11 protein-coding genes are annotated in these 16,467 nt (G+C 35.8%); 10 read left to right on the top strand and 1 reads right to left on the bottom strand.

The genetic code is table 11. The annotated features are described in order from the left end of the window. The first annotated feature begins 12 nt into the window (after positions 1 to 12). The 8 genes from E0I61_RS12795 to E0I61_RS12760 all read left to right on the top strand — a co-directional run bounded on the left by E0I61_RS12795 (position 13) and on the right by E0I61_RS12760 (position 11,295). Entirely contained in the window at positions 13 to 2,298 is a 2,286-nt protein-coding gene (locus E0I61_RS12795) for a GH92 family glycosyl hydrolase (RefSeq protein ID WP_132071857.1), read from the top strand. A 4-nt stretch (positions 2,299 to 2,302) separates the two neighbouring features. Continuing rightward, positions 2,303 to 3,763, top strand: a complete 1,461-nt coding sequence (locus tag E0I61_RS12790) for a glycoside hydrolase family 125 protein (protein ID WP_132071855.1) — start codon at positions 2,303 to 2,305, stop codon at positions 3,761 to 3,763. 42 nt (positions 3,764 to 3,805) lie between these two features. After that, on the top strand, positions 3,806 to 4,894 hold the full coding sequence (locus E0I61_RS12785; RefSeq protein ID WP_132071853.1) for a glycoside hydrolase family 18 protein: 1,089 nt from the start codon (positions 3,806 to 3,808) through the stop codon (positions 4,892 to 4,894). Between the two features lie 119 nt (positions 4,895 to 5,013). Next, positions 5,014 to 6,096: a phosphoglyceromutase gene (locus E0I61_RS12780; RefSeq protein ID WP_132071851.1), complete on the top strand. Its 1,083-nt coding sequence runs from the start codon at positions 5,014 to 5,016 to the stop codon at positions 6,094 to 6,096. A gap of 68 nt (positions 6,097 to 6,164) precedes the next feature. Beyond that, positions 6,165 to 8,486, top strand: coding sequence for a glycoside hydrolase family 20 protein (locus E0I61_RS12775; protein WP_205728758.1), 2,322 nt, complete (start codon positions 6,165 to 6,167; stop codon positions 8,484 to 8,486). Between the two features lie 68 nt (positions 8,487 to 8,554). Next, a complete protein-coding gene (locus E0I61_RS12770; RefSeq protein WP_132071849.1) occupies positions 8,555 to 9,457 on the top strand; it encodes an ROK family protein in 903 nt (300 codons plus the stop codon). Between the two features lie 78 nt (positions 9,458 to 9,535). Further along, positions 9,536 to 10,531 carry an isoaspartyl peptidase/L-asparaginase family protein gene (locus E0I61_RS12765; RefSeq protein ID WP_131993280.1) on the top strand — a complete coding sequence of 332 codons (996 nt, stop codon included), beginning with the start codon at positions 9,536 to 9,538 and terminating at the stop codon, positions 10,529 to 10,531. An 86-nt stretch (positions 10,532 to 10,617) separates the two neighbouring features. Further along, positions 10,618 to 11,295, top strand: coding sequence for a copper homeostasis protein CutC (locus E0I61_RS12760; protein WP_132071847.1), 678 nt, complete (start codon positions 10,618 to 10,620; stop codon positions 11,293 to 11,295). An 85-nt stretch (positions 11,296 to 11,380) separates the two neighbouring features. Here E0I61_RS12760 and E0I61_RS12755 read toward each other — a convergent pair whose 3' ends face one another. Beyond that, positions 11,381 to 13,792, bottom strand: coding sequence for a TonB-dependent receptor domain-containing protein (locus E0I61_RS12755; protein ID WP_132071845.1), 2,412 nt, complete (start codon positions 13,790 to 13,792; stop codon positions 11,381 to 11,383). Between the two features lie 292 nt (positions 13,793 to 14,084). Here E0I61_RS12755 and argS point away from each other — a divergent pair, with 292 nt between their 5' ends. Continuing rightward, positions 14,085 to 15,863, top strand: a complete 1,779-nt coding sequence (argS, locus tag E0I61_RS12750) for an arginine--tRNA ligase (RefSeq protein ID WP_132071992.1) — start codon at positions 14,085 to 14,087, stop codon at positions 15,861 to 15,863. A gap of 71 nt (positions 15,864 to 15,934) precedes the next feature. Continuing rightward, positions 15,935 to 16,405, top strand: coding sequence for a hypothetical protein (locus tag E0I61_RS12745; RefSeq protein ID WP_132071843.1), 471 nt, complete (start codon positions 15,935 to 15,937; stop codon positions 16,403 to 16,405). Positions 16,406 to 16,467: the final 62 nt, after the last annotated feature.

Raw genomic sequence — 16,467 nt, 5'->3', positions numbered from 1 at the left:
AAGAATGAAATTATGAGAAAAAAAAATTTAATTTTTTTCGGCTTGCTTTTTTTATGCTTAGCCGCTAATGCACAAAATAAAACTTTTGATCCTGTAGAATATGTAAACCCTTTGATGGGAACGCAATCAGTACACAGTCTTTCTAATGGGAATACCTATCCTGCTATTGCGAGGCCTTGGGGAATGAATTTCTGGACACCGCAAACCGGTAAAATGGGAGACGGATGGATTTATAATTACACGGCTGAAAAAATCCGTGGGTTCAAACAAACGCATCAGCCTTCGCCATGGATGAATGATTACGGACAGTTTTCGATTATGCCGGTAACAGGAAAATTAGCTTTTACTGAGGATGAAAGAGCGAGTTGGTTCAGCCATAAAGCCGAAATCGTAAAGCCGCACTATTACAGTGTATACCTTGCCGATTTTGATGTGACCACAGAACTGACCACAACCGAAAGAGCGGCACATTTTCAATTTACTTTTCCTGAAAATGAGCAGTCTTCTATAGTTATCGACGCTTTTGATAAAGGGTCGCATATCAAAATAATCCCGTCAGAAAATAAAATCATTGGTTATACTACCAGAAATAGTGGTGGCGTTCCAACTAATTTCAAAAACTATTTTGTTTTGATATTCGACAAACCATTTGCATCGAATGATACTTGGCATGACAAGGTTTTGGAGAAAAATAAATTGGAGTTGACAGATAATCATGTTGGTGCAGTGGTTGGTTTCAAAACCAAAAAAGGAGAGAAAATCAGTGTACGAGTGGCTTCATCCTTTATCAGTATCGAACAAGCGGAGTTGAATTTAACAACTGAATTAGGGAAGGCTTCATTTGAACAAACCGTTGCAGACTCTAAAAAGGAATGGAACAAAGTTTTAGGGAAATTAACTGTTGAAGGTGGCAGTGAAGACCAGTTAAGAACCTTCTATTCTTGTTTATACCGTACGGCTTGTTTTCCACAAAAGCATTACGAAAAAGATGCTACAGGAAAAATTATTCACTATAGTCCTTATAATGGTAAAGTTTTGCCGGGTTATATGTATGCCGGAACTGGTTTTTGGGACACCTTTAGAGCCTTGTATCCGTTGTTGAATTTGGTTTATCCTTCCATCAATAAAGAAATGCAGGAAGGTTTGATCAACGATTATAAAGAAGGTGGTTTTTTACCGGAATGGTCAAGTCCAGGTTTCAGAAATGTGATGGTGGGGAACAATTCGGCATCTGTAGTTTCGGATGCTTATATGAAAGGATTACGCGATTATGACATCAATACTTTGTATAAAGCTTTGTTGCATGGAGCCAATAACGAAGGCCCAATGGATGCGGTAGGCAGAAAAGGCGCGGAGTATTACAATACTTTAGGTTATGTGCCGTATGATGTAAAAATTAATGAAAATGCAGCGCGAACTTTAGAATATGCTTACGATGATTTTGCTATTTGGAAATTGGCGAAAGCCCTAAAACGTCCGAAGAAAGAAATCAATTTGTTTGAAAAACGAATGATGAACTATAAAAACGTTTTTAATCCAACAGTCGGTCTAATGAGCGGAAGAAATAAAGATGGAAGCTTTCCTGCTAATTTCAACCCGTTCAAATGGGGAGATGCCTTTACCGAAGGAAACAGCTGGCATTACAGTTGGAGTGTTTTTCACGACATCAATGGATTGATAGATTTGATGGGCGGAGAAAAAACATTTGTATCTAAGTTGGATTCAGTGTTTACTATGCCTCCGGTTTTTGATGACAGTTATTACGGATCGGTTATTCACGAAATCAGAGAAATGCAAATTATGAATATGGGGCAATATGCACATGGCAATCAACCTATCCAGCACATGATTTACTTGTACAATTATGCAGGTCAGCCTTGGAAAACACAATACTGGTCAAGAGAAGTAATGAATCGTTTGTACAAACCAACGGCAGACGGCTATTGCGGTGATGAAGATAACGGACAAACTTCTGCTTGGTATGTTTTTTCAGCAATGGGATTTTATCCGGTTTGTCCGGGAACAGAGGAGTATGTGCTAGGAGCACCATTATTCAAGAAAGTAACTTTAGAATTAGAAAACGGGAAGAAATTGATCATAAATGCCCCTAATAATTCAGAAGACAATAAATATGTTCAGGAATTAAAATGGAATAATTCGACCCATACCAAGAACTACATCAACCATTTTGATGTGTTGAAAGGTGGCGAATTAAATTTTGACATGAGCAATACAGCCAATCAAAAAAGAGGAACATCAGCGAGTAGTTATCCATATTCTTATTCAACTTCAAAATAATACTATGCAATCACGTAGAAAATTTATAAAAAACACAGGAATTTTATCAGCAGGTTTGTTGGCACTTCAATCGGAAGTTTTTGCTTCTGAGTCTAGTATTTTTAATTTTCCAATGAAAGATTTTGTGAGTAAACGTCCGCCACTGGCTCAAAGAAAATTTACCAGCAAGGCAATCGAAGCGGCTATTGTCAGAATAAAAAAACAAATAGCAAACCCGGAACTGGCTTGGTTATTTGAAAATTGTTTTCCAAATACTTTAGACACCACGGTAGATTTTGAAATCATCGATGGAAAGCCGGATACGTATGTAATTACGGGTGATATTGATGCCATGTGGTTGCGCGACAGTACAGCCCAAATTTGGCCTTACCTTCCTTTTGTCAAGGAAGATAAAAAACTTCAAGAACTGATAAAAGGGGTAATCAACCGTCAGACAAAATGCATTATTCTGGATCCTTATGCCAATGCTTTTTATAAAGATTTCAACCAAGTGAGCGAATGGAAGAATGATATGACCAAAATGCAACCGGGAATTCATGAGCGTAAATGGGAGATCGACAGTTTGTGTTATCCTATCCGATTGGCGTATGAATATTGGAAAAATACCGGAGACATCAGTATGTTTGATGCCGATTGGAAAAAAGCCATGGAACTGGTGTTGCAAACTTTCAAAGAGCAACAGCGTATGGACGGAAAAGGGCCATATACTTTTCAGCGTAATACGGCATGGGCTACCGATGGAGTACCATTGAGCGGTTACGGTTATCCCGTGAAACCTTGTGGATTGATTGTTTCTACTTTTAGACCTAGTGATGACAGTACTTTGTTTGGCTATTTAATTCCAAGTAATATGTTTGCCATTGAAGTGCTTGGTTATTTAGTTGAAATGTTCTCTTCTGCTGGATTGAAGGACGAGTCTATTGTTTCTAATGCCAAAGAACTAAGAGAACAAGTGGAGCAAGGCTTGAAAGAGCAAGGAATTATTGAGCATCCAAAATTTGGTAGAATCATAGCTTTCGAAGTAAACGGTTACGGAAGTTTTCACATGATGGATGATGCCAATGTACCTTCTTTGTTATCATTACCTTATTTAGGAGCCATTGCCCCTGACGATCAATTGTATCTAAATACCCGTAAAGTGGTGCTTTCAGAAAATAATCCATTTTTCTATAAAGGAAAAGCGGGAGAGGGAATTGGTGGTCCGCACACCGGTGCCGATACCATCTGGCCAATGAGTATTATTCTAAGGGCGATCACCAGTGTAGATGAAAACGAAATCAGAAAGTGTATCAGCAATTTGATCAAAACACATGGTGATACCGGTTTTATGCACGAGTCTTTTCATAAAGATGACGCAATGAAATTTACCCGTAAATGGTTTGCTTGGGCTAATACATTGTTCGGGGAATTGATTGTTCATACAAGCATTCATTATCCTCAAATTTTAAGCGATAGGAATATTTAAGCAATATCAATGACAATGGAAAAAAATAATACTAATTTAAAAATGAAAAGTATAAAATTCCTTTTTTTATTATTTCTAATTTCTTGTGGTGTAAATGCTCAAGGCGGTAAAAATTTATCTGTAATTGCTTATTACACGGGTGATGATAAACTAATAAATGAGTTTGAGATAAATAAACTGACTCACATCATTTATAGTTTTTGTCATTTAAAAGATGGAAAATTAAATGTTGACACGGCTAAAGATTCCCTAGCCATTAAACATTTGGTATCATTAAAAGCTAAAAATCCTCAGTTAAAAATTATGTTGTCATTAGGCGGTTGGGGCGGTTGTGCTCCTTGTTCTGATGTTTTTTCTACTGAAAAAGGAAGAGCAGTTTTTGCAAAATCGGTGCAAGAAGTTAATGCTTATTTTAATTGTGACGGAATAGATTTAGATTGGGAATATCCCACTATAGAAGGAGTTCCTGGGCATTTGTATCAACAAGCTGACAAAAAGAATTTTACGGAACTTATCAAAATTCTTCGCCAAACCTTAGGGAATAAGAATGAACTTAGTTTTGCGGCTGGAGGTTTCCAAAAATATTTAGACGAATCTGTCGAATGGAAAAAAATAATGCCATTGGTGGATCGTGTAAATATTATGAGTTACGATTTGGTAAATGGATATTCAAAAATTACAGGTCATCATACGCCATTGTTTAGCACTAAAAAGGATGAAGAATCTACTGATAAAGCGGTAAGTTATTTATTGAAATTAGGAATACCTGCCAAAAAACTGGTTATAGGAGCAGCCTTTTACACCCGCATTTGGAAAGAAGTATCCAATATTAATAACGGTTTATATCAATCTGGTGAACCAACTGGTGGTGTAAATTTTAAAAAATATACCACTTCATTTACAACAGTTGATGGTTGGGAATATTTTTGGGATAAAAAAGCAAAGGCACCTTACTGGTATAATGAAAAATTAAAATTATTTGCTACGGGTGATGATATTGCTTCTGTTAAGGCAAAGACGAGCTATGCAATACAAAAGAAATTGGGTGGTATTATGTTTTGGGAACTGGTTTTAGACAGTTCGCGCAATGGGATGCTAGATGCGATAGATCAAATAAAAACAGCTAAATAATTCAATTTGGATATTTTAAATCGATATTAATCCAGTTAAAAAGAACAAATTAATTGGTTTTGTAAGCGTTTATAAAAAATAATGAAAAGTCTATTATCTATAACTTGATAAAAAATAAAATGAAAAAAATTGCAATACTATTGTTGGTTTTCACAAGTGTTATTTCTCATGCGCAACAAGCAGAAAATATCATCATCATAACAACAGATGGGTTAAGATGGCAGGAGCTTTTTAAAGGGATGGATTCTTCCATTGCCAATAATCGAAAATTTAACCAAGGGGACAGTACTTATATTTTTAAAAAATATTGGAGCGATGATGTTAAAGAACGCAGGGAAAAGCTGATGCCTTTTATGTGGTCAGTAGTTGCTTCAAAAGGACAATTATATGGCAACAGAAATTATAATAATAAGGTAAATAATGCCAATCCACACTGGTTTAGTTATCCGGGTTATAGCGAAATAATGACTGGTTATGCCGATCCCGCAATCAATTCAAATGAGTATAAGCCGAATCCTCATGTTACTGTATTGGAATTTTTAAACCAACAACCAAAGTTGAAAGGGAAAATTGCTGCTTTTGGAGCATGGGAAGCATTTGATAGAATCCTAAACGAAAAAAGAAGTGGTATACCTGTAGCTTCAGCCTATGATAAAATAGGAGGGAATAACCCAACTGCCCAACAAAAACTGATCAATGATATGTTGACTGATTCCTATAAGCCTTGGCATGCAGATGAGTGTTTTGATGTATTTACGCAGTATGAAGCTTTGGAGGAATTAAAAGTGAATAAACCAAAAGTATTGTATATCGCCTATGGAGAAACAGATGAATGGGCGCATGGCGCACAATATCGTTCGTATTTAGATGCTGCTCATCAAGTAGACGCATGGATTAAGCAAATATGGGATTTTGTGCAAAATGATCCACAGTATAAAAACAAAACAGCTTTAGTCTTTACAACAGATCATGGCCGAGGAGATAAGATAAAAGCAGAATGGACGAGCCACGGAAGTACTATACAAGGCGCATCCGAAATATGGTTTGCAGCTATGGGAGTGGGAATCACTGGCAAAGGAGAAATAAAGACGGAAGGACAATTCTATCAGGAACAATTTGCTCAGACGATTACTAAACTGCTGGGATATACTTTTAAGGCCAATCATCCAATTGCTAAAGAGATGGCGGAAGTATTGAAATAATAAACTAGTTAAAACATAAAGAGTTGAGAATAGCTTCTTTTTAGAGTATCAAAATAAAAATGTAACCTATGAATAGTATAATAAAACAAAGGATTATGGCACTTAGAAGTTCAGTTCTATTATTTCTTTTATTAGCTTCAGTGCTAATGAATGCACAACAACAGCCTTCTATTATTCCAAAACCTGTAGATCTTAAAATGGGAAGTGGCAATTTTACAATTGATGGAAATACGGCTATTCAATACAAGAAATCACAAAAAGAGCTAAAAGCAACTGCTGATTTTTTTGCATCCTATATTAAAAATATTTCAGGATTTTCTTTAAAATCAAATAAAGCTGCAGCGAAAAAAGTGGAGTTTGTAATTGAAAAAGACATTCAAGAAGAAGGATATCAGTTAACTGTATCTTCAACTGCTATTGTAATTAAAGCGAGCAGTCCAAAAGGTGTTTTTTACGGCATGCAATCAATCTTTCAAACCTTACCGGCGATTCGTACCAATGCAGCTTTGGAAGTGCCAATTATGGTGATAAATGATTATCCTCGTTTTAAATGGAGAGGAATGCATCTGGATGTAAGTCGTCATTTTTTTGGCCCGGAAATCGTAAAAGAATACATCGACCTGATGGCTTCTTATAAAATAAATGTGTTTCACTGGCATCTTGTGGATGATCAAGGTTGGAGAATTGAAATAAAAAAAAATCCAAAATTAACCGAAATTGGAGCTTGGAGAGTGGATCAAACCCATTTAAATTGGAGCGAAAGACCTCAGGCCAAAGAAGGAGAGCGTCCTACTTATGGTGGGTTTTATACTCAGGAACAAATCAAGGATATTGTAAAATACGCCACAGAAAGAAATATTACGGTTGTGCCTGAAATAGAAATGCCGGGCCACGTAGCTTCAGCCATTGCTTCTTATCCGCAATTGAGTTGCACCCAACAACCGCAACTTCCTATGACAGGGGGGAATTATTCGAATATGTCATCTAATTATTGTGCCGGAAATGACGAAGTTTTCTCTTTCCTAGAAGATGTACTTACGGAAGTGATGCCACTCTTTCCTTCGAGTTATATTCATATTGGTGGTGATGAGGTTGACAAAGGACCTTGGAAAAAATGTGCCCGTTGTCAGGCAAGAATGAAAAGTGAGGGTTTAAAAGATGAGCATGAATTGCAGAGTTATTTTATCAAGCGAATTGAGAAATTTGTTATCAGCAAGAAAAGAAAGATAATTGGCTGGGATGAAATATTAGAAGGAGGTCTTGCTCCCGAAGCTGCGGTAATGAGCTGGCGCGGTGAAGCTGGTGGTGTCGAAGCAGCTAAGATGAAGCACAATGTGGTGATGACGCCGGGTACTCCTTTTTATTTTGATCATTATCAGGCGGGTCCTGAAGGAGAGCCTTTGGCTATTGGAGGCTTCAATACCGTAAAAAGAGTTTATGATTATGACCCTATTCCTAAAGAATTAAATAAAGAAGACGAAGCATATATTTTAGGCGCACAGGCTAATATATGGACAGAATATATTACTACTCCTGAACATTTAGAATACATGATTTTGCCACGTATGGCTGCATTGGCAGAAGTGTTGTGGGATCCAAAAGAAAATAAAAACTGGGATAGTTTTAATGAGCGCTTGCAATATCATTTTAAAGGGTATGCTCAAAAAGCCTTGCACTTTTCTCCGGGTAATTTTACAGTGAGTATCAAGCCTTCCACTGAAAACGGACCATTAATGGTAACCCTTTTTACAGAAGCATTGAATGGAGAAATCCGGTACACTACAGATGGTTCGGAACCAACGGTGCAAAGCGATAAATATGAAAAGCCTATAGCTATTAATTCCTCTTTGGTGATAAAAGCATCGACAGTAGTGGATGGACAAATAAAAGGACTGCAGGCTGCAAAACAAAATTTTGTGATGCATAAAGCGGTTGGAAGCACTGTCAAATATACTAATCCGGTAAGTCAATATTACTTGGCCGATGGTCAAAATTCTTTAATAGACGGAGTTAGAGGGACAAGCGTAGTGGGTAAATACTGGCATGGGTTCAGCGGGAAAGACATGATCGCAACAATAGATTTAGGTCAGGCTAAGACTATTCAAAATATTTCATTGGGTTGTTTGCAAAATTATAGCGATTGGATTTTTTTACCACAATCCGTGAAATTTGAGGTTTCAGCAGACGGGAAAACTTTTACAGAAATAAAAACGGTGAACAATCCGGTTGATATCAATCAGAAATCGGCGATGCATAATTTTAGTACAACCTTTAGTCCACAAACTGTAAAATTTGTAAGAGTTACTGCTAAAAGTAATATTTGCCCTCCGGGTCATAGCGGAGAAGGAAAACCGGGGTGGGTATTTGTAGATGAAATTATAGTAGAATAGTCAGATGAAATTATACAAAAAATTGTCGTGTAACTTTTTTAACAAATAGTAAATACAAGAAAAAATAAATGAATAAAGAATATGCATTAGGGCTAGATGTTGGAGGAACTCACATTACTGTGGCAGTTATAGCTATTAATAAGATGAAAGTTCTTGATTTTTCGCTGCATAAAGAGTCTTTTGATTCTAATTTGTCAGTAGCTCAGGTGATGGATATTTGGGAAAAAGCCATTCGCATTTCATGGAAGAATTCCGGGGTAGAAAAGTTGGAAGGATTAGCAATATGTATGCCGGGTCCATTTGATTATGCAAGTGGCATTTGTTGGATAAAAGATCAAGCTAAATATGAACATTTTTATAGTTTAAATATTCGGGAATTAATTCAGGAAAGACTTAATTTGTCTAATGATATACCAATTCTTTTCGATAATGATGCCAATTGTTTTGGTAAAGGAGAATTTTTTAAAAATGCAGAAAATAGTTCAAGAAAAGTAATGGCAGTTACCCTTGGTACCGGTCTTGGGGCTTCTTTTATAGACAATGGTAAAGCAATAGATTCAGGAACTCAAGTACCGGCAGACGGCGAGTTATATAACCTTCCATTTAAAGAGGGAATTGCTGAGGATTATGTGTCAGTTCGAGGGCTCTTATCTCGTTATGAAGCAGTAAGTGGAATAAAAATCAGCAATGGTCTTGAACTTTTTAATCGTGCAAATGATGGAGATGTTTTGGCCATAAAAGTATTCGAGGAAGTAGGAGCCGATTTAGCCGAAATTGTACTTCCGTGGTTGAGAAGCTTTGAAGCAGATAGCTTTATAATCGGGGGTAAAATTGCAAATGCGAGTGTCTATTTCTTACCTGCTTTTCAGCAAAAAATAAGGGATTCCGGGAGTGAAATCATTATCTTAGTATCCACAGATAATGAAATTTCGGCTTTACTGGGTGCTACAAGTTTACTTTGTGAAGCGTAGGTGCAAATACAAGAATTAATTACATGATTATTTGGAGTTGTTTTGAAACGAAAGTTGGATTAATATAAAATAGAAAATATGAATAACCGTAGGAGTTTTATAAGAACAGCGGCGATAGCTTCTGTAGCAGTGGCGTTAAATTCATTCAAAGGGAAGCCAGAGGAAGAAAATGATTTTTCATCTAAAAAAGGAAAGAAACCCATTGTACTTTCTACATGGAATTTTGGGATACAAGCTAATGCAGCCGCTTGGGAAATATTAAAAAATAAAGGGCGGGCCTTAGATGCTGTAGAAGCAGGAGTAAAAATTCCTGAAGCCGACCCTAAAGAGCGAAGTGTGGGCTATGGCGGACGACCAGACAGAGACGGTCGGGTAACACTTGATGCTTGCATAATGGATGAAAATGCCAATATTGGTTCGGTAGCTTGTTTAGAATACATCAAACATCCTATTTCTGTAGCTCGAGGAGTGATGGAAAAAACGCCTCACGTGATGCTGGTTGGTGATGGTGCTTTGCAATTTGCGTTGTCGCAAGGTTTCAAAAAAGAAAATTTATTGACTGAGGAATCGGAAAAAGAATGGAAAGAATGGCTGAAAGACAGCAAATACAAACCCATCGCTAATATCGAAAATCATGACACGATTGGAATGATTGCTTTGGATGCTGACGGAAACCTTTCGGGTGCTTGTACCACAAGTGGAATGGCTTTTAAAATGCACGGACGTGTAGGCGACTCACCAATTATAGGTGCGGGATTGTATGTTGATAACGAAATTGGAGCTGCGACTGCCACGGGTCACGGAGAAGAAGTGATTCGGATTTCAGGTTGTCATTTGGTTGTAGAATTGATGCGTCAAGGGAAATCACCACAAAAAGCCTGTGAAGAAGCGGTTGCCCGAATTGTGAAATTGACTAAAAACAGGAAAAAAGAATTAAAAGACATTCAAGTTGGTTTCATCGCTTTGAATAAAAAAGGAGAATACGGCTCGTATTGCGTTCAAGGTGGTTTTAACTACGCCGTTAATGACGAAACCGGAAACCGATTAATTGATGCAGATTATTTTTTGAAATGAGCATAACCGGAGTTTGATGCAAAGAAGGATGATACTATGGGAATTACATATTCCAATAAAAACAATAGGTTCTACATATGAAATAAATGAGAAAAGGTAAATTAGAGATAGCGTGTTTTAATCTGGAATCAGTCATTATTGCACAAGAAAGTGGTGCCGATAGAGTAGAATTGTGTGCTAATATGAAAGAGGGTGGAACAACGCCAGATTTTGAAATGACTAAAACTGCCCGCAAAGTTCTGTCAATCGATTTGAATGTAATGATAAGGCCTCGTGGTGGAAATTTTGTTTATTCTGATTTTGAATTTGAACAAATGAAATCAGAAATCATAGCCTTCAAAAAGTTGCAAGTAGATGGCTTTGTTTTTGGAATTTTAAAAGAAGATAATAGTTTTAATGAAGAACAAAATGCGGAATTAGTTGCATTAGCAAATCCACTTCCATGTACTTTTCATCGTGCTTTTGATACAATAAAAAATAGATTTGAATCACTTGAATCCTTAATTAAATGTGGTTTTAAAACCATTTTGACTTCTGGGCTAGAAACAAATGTGATTGAAGGAATTGATGTATTGGTAACTTTAGTAGAAAAGGCAAATGATAGGATTACAATCATGCCAGGCGGCGGTTTGCGATCTACTAATGTTGCATTGTTACAAGAAAAAACAAAAGCAGTTTTTTATCATTCTTCCGCCATTGTTGATTCAGGAGAAACAGCAAGCGGTAATGAGATAAAAGGCATAAAAGCTAATTTGCAATACTAGTAAAGAGACCTTTTTTTAATCGAAAATCCCGGAGTTGGCATACTCCGGGATTTTTTTTGGCAACAAAATATTAAAACTAAAATTTTTATAAAAGCCCACCGCTTCCTTGGGTTTCATTTTTATCTCTTTGCTTTCTTTGAATGGCTTTATTTTTCCCACTTCCGAATCTATAATTGAAACCTACGTAAACGGATTGGCTTTCCCAATTAAATTGTCCGTTAGCTTTATAAGGTCTCTCTCCATTAAAAGCAAAATTCATGGTGTTGAAAATGTCGCTGAAACGGGCACTTATGGTTCCGCTTCCTTTTAATACATTGTAACTGGTTCCGATATCCATTTTCCACATAGGCTCTCTTAAGAATTGTAAGCTCACATCACGTCCTCTATACATTCCAGACAATTGAAAACGCAAGTCTTTTGTGGCTTTAAATGTATTGCTGATTCGTGCATTGAAAGTAGTGGCATTAACCGCTATAAATTCGAAATTTCCAGGTGTGTTTTCAATAGTTCCTTTTACTGTTTTCTTATAAGCATCTAAACTGATATTAGCACTCCACCATTTTTTGAAATCTAAATTTCCGGAAACTTCCACACCATACGCATCATTGTTTTCGAAGTTGTCGTAAGATAATATTTGTTTGTTCGTATCTTCAGGATTGGTAAAAATTACTCTGGTAATTTCGTCCTCAATTCTTCTGTAAAAAATACCCGAAGTGATAGATCCAATTTTAGTTTTTCGGGTGTAATTGAATTCAAATGAATTGGTAAATTGAGGGATTAAATCTGGGTTTCCTTCTGAATCGATTGTAGGGGTACTCCATTCCCTGATTGGGTTTACCTGTGAAATACTTGGTCTGTCTACACGTCTTGAAAAACTCAAGTTGAAAGAGTTGTTATCGCTTGGATTGTAAGTTATAAAAGTAGATGGATAAAGGCTTAAAATTTCATCTTCAAATTTCGAATCGGCTTCGCCATCTTTTTTAAATAGTGCCTCTACATCGTATTGTTCCAAACGTGCTCCCACTTGAAAGTTCCATTTTTTCCATTGTTTTCCTAAAGTGGCATAAGCCGAATACAACGATCTGTCATAAGTAAAAGCAGAACCGAAAGCATTGTCTTTGAATAAACTATTGTCAGTATTATCATTTCTGCTTTCCAATCCCAATTCTAATTTGGTAGTTTCGGTTAATGGATTAACATAGTCAAGATTAACGATAGTGCTTTTGCCTAAAGTTTCCACATCATTGTTGAATGAATTAATTAATGCCCCGGTGGTTTTGTTATAATTGGTATAAACAGCATCTTCTGGATCATTGTTTTTGCTGTAATTGACTTCTAATTCTAAATTGTGTCCTTCTTTTTTGAAATTCAATTTATAATCAAAATTATAGGTTTGGGAGTGGTTGTCACTTTTACTTCCAAAAAGTTGTAATTTGTCTATATTGTTGTTATTAACATAATCTACATCGGTACTTCCAAAACCATTTCCTAAGAAAAAACTTTGATTGGTATAAAACGAAAAAGTATTTTTTTCGTTGATATAGAAATCAAATCCCAATTTAGCCAAATGCGAGGTGTTTTTATTGTTAAATTCAAACTTCTGAAGGTTTTCTTTGTTTGTCTCAAAACTTTTTATAAAACCATAGTTTGCGTTTTTTCCATGATTAAAACCATAATTCCCGTAGAAATTAAACTTTCCAGATCTGTAATTTAAGTCAAGAGATGAGTTTACTTTTGGAGTTTTTCCAAAGGTTACACCATTGTTAATGCTTCCATTAAAACCAAGTTTGCTGTTTTTATTCAAAACGATATTGATAATTCCGCTCATTCCTTCGGGATTGTATTTTGCCGATGGATTGGTGATTAATTCAATTTGTTTGATGGATGCCGATGGGATTTGTTGCAATACCTGCGCTGCATCCATGGTCGTTGGTTTTCCGTCGATTAGTATGCGAACATTAGAATTGCCTCTTAAACTAATGGCATTCGTTTGTGGATCCACACTCACCGATGGAATATTATTCATAATTTCTCCAGCAGTTGCTCCGGCAGAAATTAAATCTTTACCCACGTTAATAATCTTTCTGTCGATTTTCTGTACAATAGTTGATTTTTCGCTTACTACTTCAACACCAGCCAGCTGAACCGCATCTTCTTCTAATGCAATGGTATTAAAATTGATGCTTCTGTCTTCCGTTAATTTTGCCGATTTTATAATCGTTTTATAACCCATAAATTGGATTTCAACAGTGTAATCTTTTAAGGCTAAATTTTTTATTTGAAAAGTTCCTTTATCAGATGTAATACCGCCAGTGATGACTTTGCTGTTTTCTTTTACCACAATATTTACATAGGGTAACGGTTCGTTTGTCTTTTTGTCAATAATTTTTCCTGAAATTTCTCCTGAAATTTCCAGAATTGATGATTTGACCGAAGTTTGCGCCTGCATCGAAAACAGTGTTCCAATAAAGCAGATTAAAATTAATTTAAGTTTCATGATTGTTTTGATTTAAGTGATTGATGATGCAAATGTATTATTTTATACAATACTATGTTAAACACAATACCTTTTTTAGTAATATTTAACATTTTTTAACAAATACTAAATATTAAAAGTTTCTTAATAGACTTTCAAATAAGGATTTTGTTACATCGATTTTTGAAAAAAATATGGATTTCTACCTTAAACTAGGTTAAAAGCTTCATTTTTAGATGGAAATTATCTTGTTTTCCAATTTTCAAATTACTACATTATGACTATCTTTGCCCCCATAAAACCAATACACGAAATGACATTACCACAAATTCTTACGCCCTCAATTGAAAAAGCAGTAAAAGTTTTATTTGACGTTATTATTGATAAAGTTGAATTTCAAACTACACGCAAGGAATTTGAAGGGGATATTACAATGGTTATTTTTCCATTGTTGAAAGTTGTTAAAAGTAATCCAGTTGAATTGGGAAATAAAATTGGAAACTATTTAGTTGAAAATGTAGCTGAGGTAAGTCGGTTTAATGTGGTTTCAGGATTTTTGAATATTGTTATTTCAGATGACTATTATTTAGATTTCTTCGGAGGAATAAAAGACGATGTTACCTTTGGCTTTGTTACTCCAAATCCAGAAGACAAAGCGGTAATGGTTGAGTATTCTTCACCAAATACCAATAAACCATTGCATTTGGGTCACGTACGTAATAATCTTTTGGGTTATTCGGTTGCTGAAATCATCAAAGCTTCTGGTAAAAAAGTGTATAAAACTCAAATCATTAATGATAGAGGAATCCATATTTGCAAATCGATGTTGGCTTGGCAAAAATTCGGAAACGGACAAACGCCGGAATCAACAGGTTTAAAAGGCGATAAGTTAGTTGGAAATTATTACGTGGCTTTTGATAAGGCATATAAAGAAGAAATAGCGCAATTAATGAGCGCCGGTAAAACGGAAGAAGAAGCCAAAAAACAAGCGCCAATCATTCTGGAAGCTCAGGAAATGTTGCTGAAATGGGAAGCTGGAGATGATGCCGTAATCACGCTTTGGAAAACCATGAATCAATGGGTTTATGATGGTTTTGCCATTACCTATAAAAATTTGGGAGTTAATTTCGATTGTTATTACTACGAAAGTAACACGTATTTATTAGGGAAAGATGTGGTTCAGATTGGTTTGGACAGAGGCGTTTTCGAAAAAGATCCTGACGGTTCAGTTTGGATTGATTTAACGGATGAAGGTTTAGACCGTAAAATAGTATTGCGTTCAGACGGTACTGCGGTTTACATGACGCAAGATATTGGAACTGCAATTCAGCGTGTGAAGGATTATCCAGATGTGGGCGGAATGGTTTATACGGTAGGAAATGAACAGGATTATCACTTCAAAGTGTTGTTTCTTATCTTGAAAAAATTAGGTTTTGACTGGTCTAAAAATCTATTTCATTTGTCTTACGGAATGGTAGATTTGCCTTCAGGAAAAATGAAAAGCCGCGAAGGAACTGTTGTCGATGCCGATGATTTGATGCAGGAAATGACGGATACAGCTCAAAAAATTGCCGAAGATTTAGGGAAATTAGATTCCTATTCTCCCGAAGAAAAAGCAAAATTATACAGCACAATTGGTTTAGGCGCTTTGAAATATTATATTTTGAAAGTAGATCCTAAAAAACGAATCCTTTTTAATCCGGAAGAATCGGTAGATTTCGCCGGAAATACTGGGCCGTTTATTCAATATACATATGCCAGAATTCAATCGATTATTCGTAAAGCCAATTTTGACTTTTCGAATAAATCAAAAATGGTAGTGCTTCATGAAAAAGAGAAAGAACTGGTAAAACAATTAGAGCTGTTTCCTGAAGTAATTCAAAATGCAGCACAGCATCACAGTCCTGCTTTGCTCGCAAATTTCACCTATGATTTAGTTCGTGAATACAATTCATTTTATCAGGCTGTCCCTATTCTTGGCGAAGAGGATTTAGAAAAGAAAATTTTCAGAGTTCAATTATCTAAAAAAGTAGCGGATACTATTGCTGCCTCATTTAGTTTGTTGGGAATAAATGTTCCGGAGAGAATGTAATTTTTTTTAACTTCTTTATTGTGAAAATAATATTTTATTGGTACATTTAATGTCAAATAAATAGTTTAATCATGAGAAAGATAGCTTTTTACCCGCTTTTGATTGTTTTGTTTTTACTGAATGTAGCTGGAACATGTTGTGCTGATGATCCCGAAGTGGTGTCTATTGTAAAAAATAATCTGACACAGGTAAATAGCATACTAAGTCAAGGTACTTGGAAAGTGAGCTATTTTCTTGATAAAAATAGTAATATGACAAGTGAATATTCAGGATATAATTTCACTTTTGGAATGAATGAAATTTTGACTTCTAACAATGTTGCCAATACGTTCACTGGAAATTGGTCCATTGTAAAATCGAATGGTATTGATGATAACCCGGACAATGATTTGGATTTTGCCATTTCATTTTCAAGTCCTGATACATTAATGGAGTTGACAGCGCATTGGGAAGTTGCTGAAATTACGGAAACTAAGGTTCGGTTGAAAAGTAAATCTGGCAATGTTGATGGAATCAATTATTTGACTTTCGAAAAAAAATAAATTTATATCGTTTAACGATTTAGTAAAACTTTAGAAACAGTCTCAAAAAAGGCTGTTTTTTT

This window comes from Flavobacterium ranwuense (assembly GCF_004349315.1).
Taxonomy (GTDB): domain Bacteria; phylum Bacteroidota; class Bacteroidia; order Flavobacteriales; family Flavobacteriaceae; genus Flavobacterium; species Flavobacterium ranwuense.
This window is presented reverse-complemented; position numbering and strand designations above follow the sequence as displayed.

Bases quoted from the DNA above. Each gene is read 5' to 3' on its own strand.
- E0I61_RS12795 (WP_132071857.1), top strand. From the start codon at position 13: ATGAGAAAAAAAAATTTAATTTTTTTCGGCTTGCTTTTTTTATGCTTA.
- E0I61_RS12790 (WP_132071855.1), top strand. From the start codon at position 2,303: ATGCAATCACGTAGAAAATTTATAAAAAACACAGGAATTTTATCAGCA.
- E0I61_RS12785 (WP_132071853.1), top strand. From the start codon at position 3,806: ATGAAAAGTATAAAATTCCTTTTTTTATTATTTCTAATTTCTTGTGGT.
- E0I61_RS12780 (WP_132071851.1), top strand. From the start codon at position 5,014: ATGAAAAAAATTGCAATACTATTGTTGGTTTTCACAAGTGTTATTTCT.
- E0I61_RS12775 (WP_205728758.1), top strand. From the start codon at position 6,165: ATGAATAGTATAATAAAACAAAGGATTATGGCACTTAGAAGTTCAGTT.
- E0I61_RS12770 (WP_132071849.1), top strand. From the start codon at position 8,555: ATGAATAAAGAATATGCATTAGGGCTAGATGTTGGAGGAACTCACATT.
- E0I61_RS12765 (WP_131993280.1), top strand. From the start codon at position 9,536: ATGAATAACCGTAGGAGTTTTATAAGAACAGCGGCGATAGCTTCTGTA.
- E0I61_RS12760 (WP_132071847.1), top strand. From the start codon at position 10,618: ATGAGAAAAGGTAAATTAGAGATAGCGTGTTTTAATCTGGAATCAGTC.
- E0I61_RS12755 (WP_132071845.1), bottom strand. From the start codon at position 13,792: ATGAAACTTAAATTAATTTTAATCTGCTTTATTGGAACACTGTTTTCG.
- argS (WP_132071992.1), top strand. From the start codon at position 14,085: ATGACATTACCACAAATTCTTACGCCCTCAATTGAAAAAGCAGTAAAA.
- E0I61_RS12745 (WP_132071843.1), top strand. From the start codon at position 15,935: ATGAGAAAGATAGCTTTTTACCCGCTTTTGATTGTTTTGTTTTTACTG.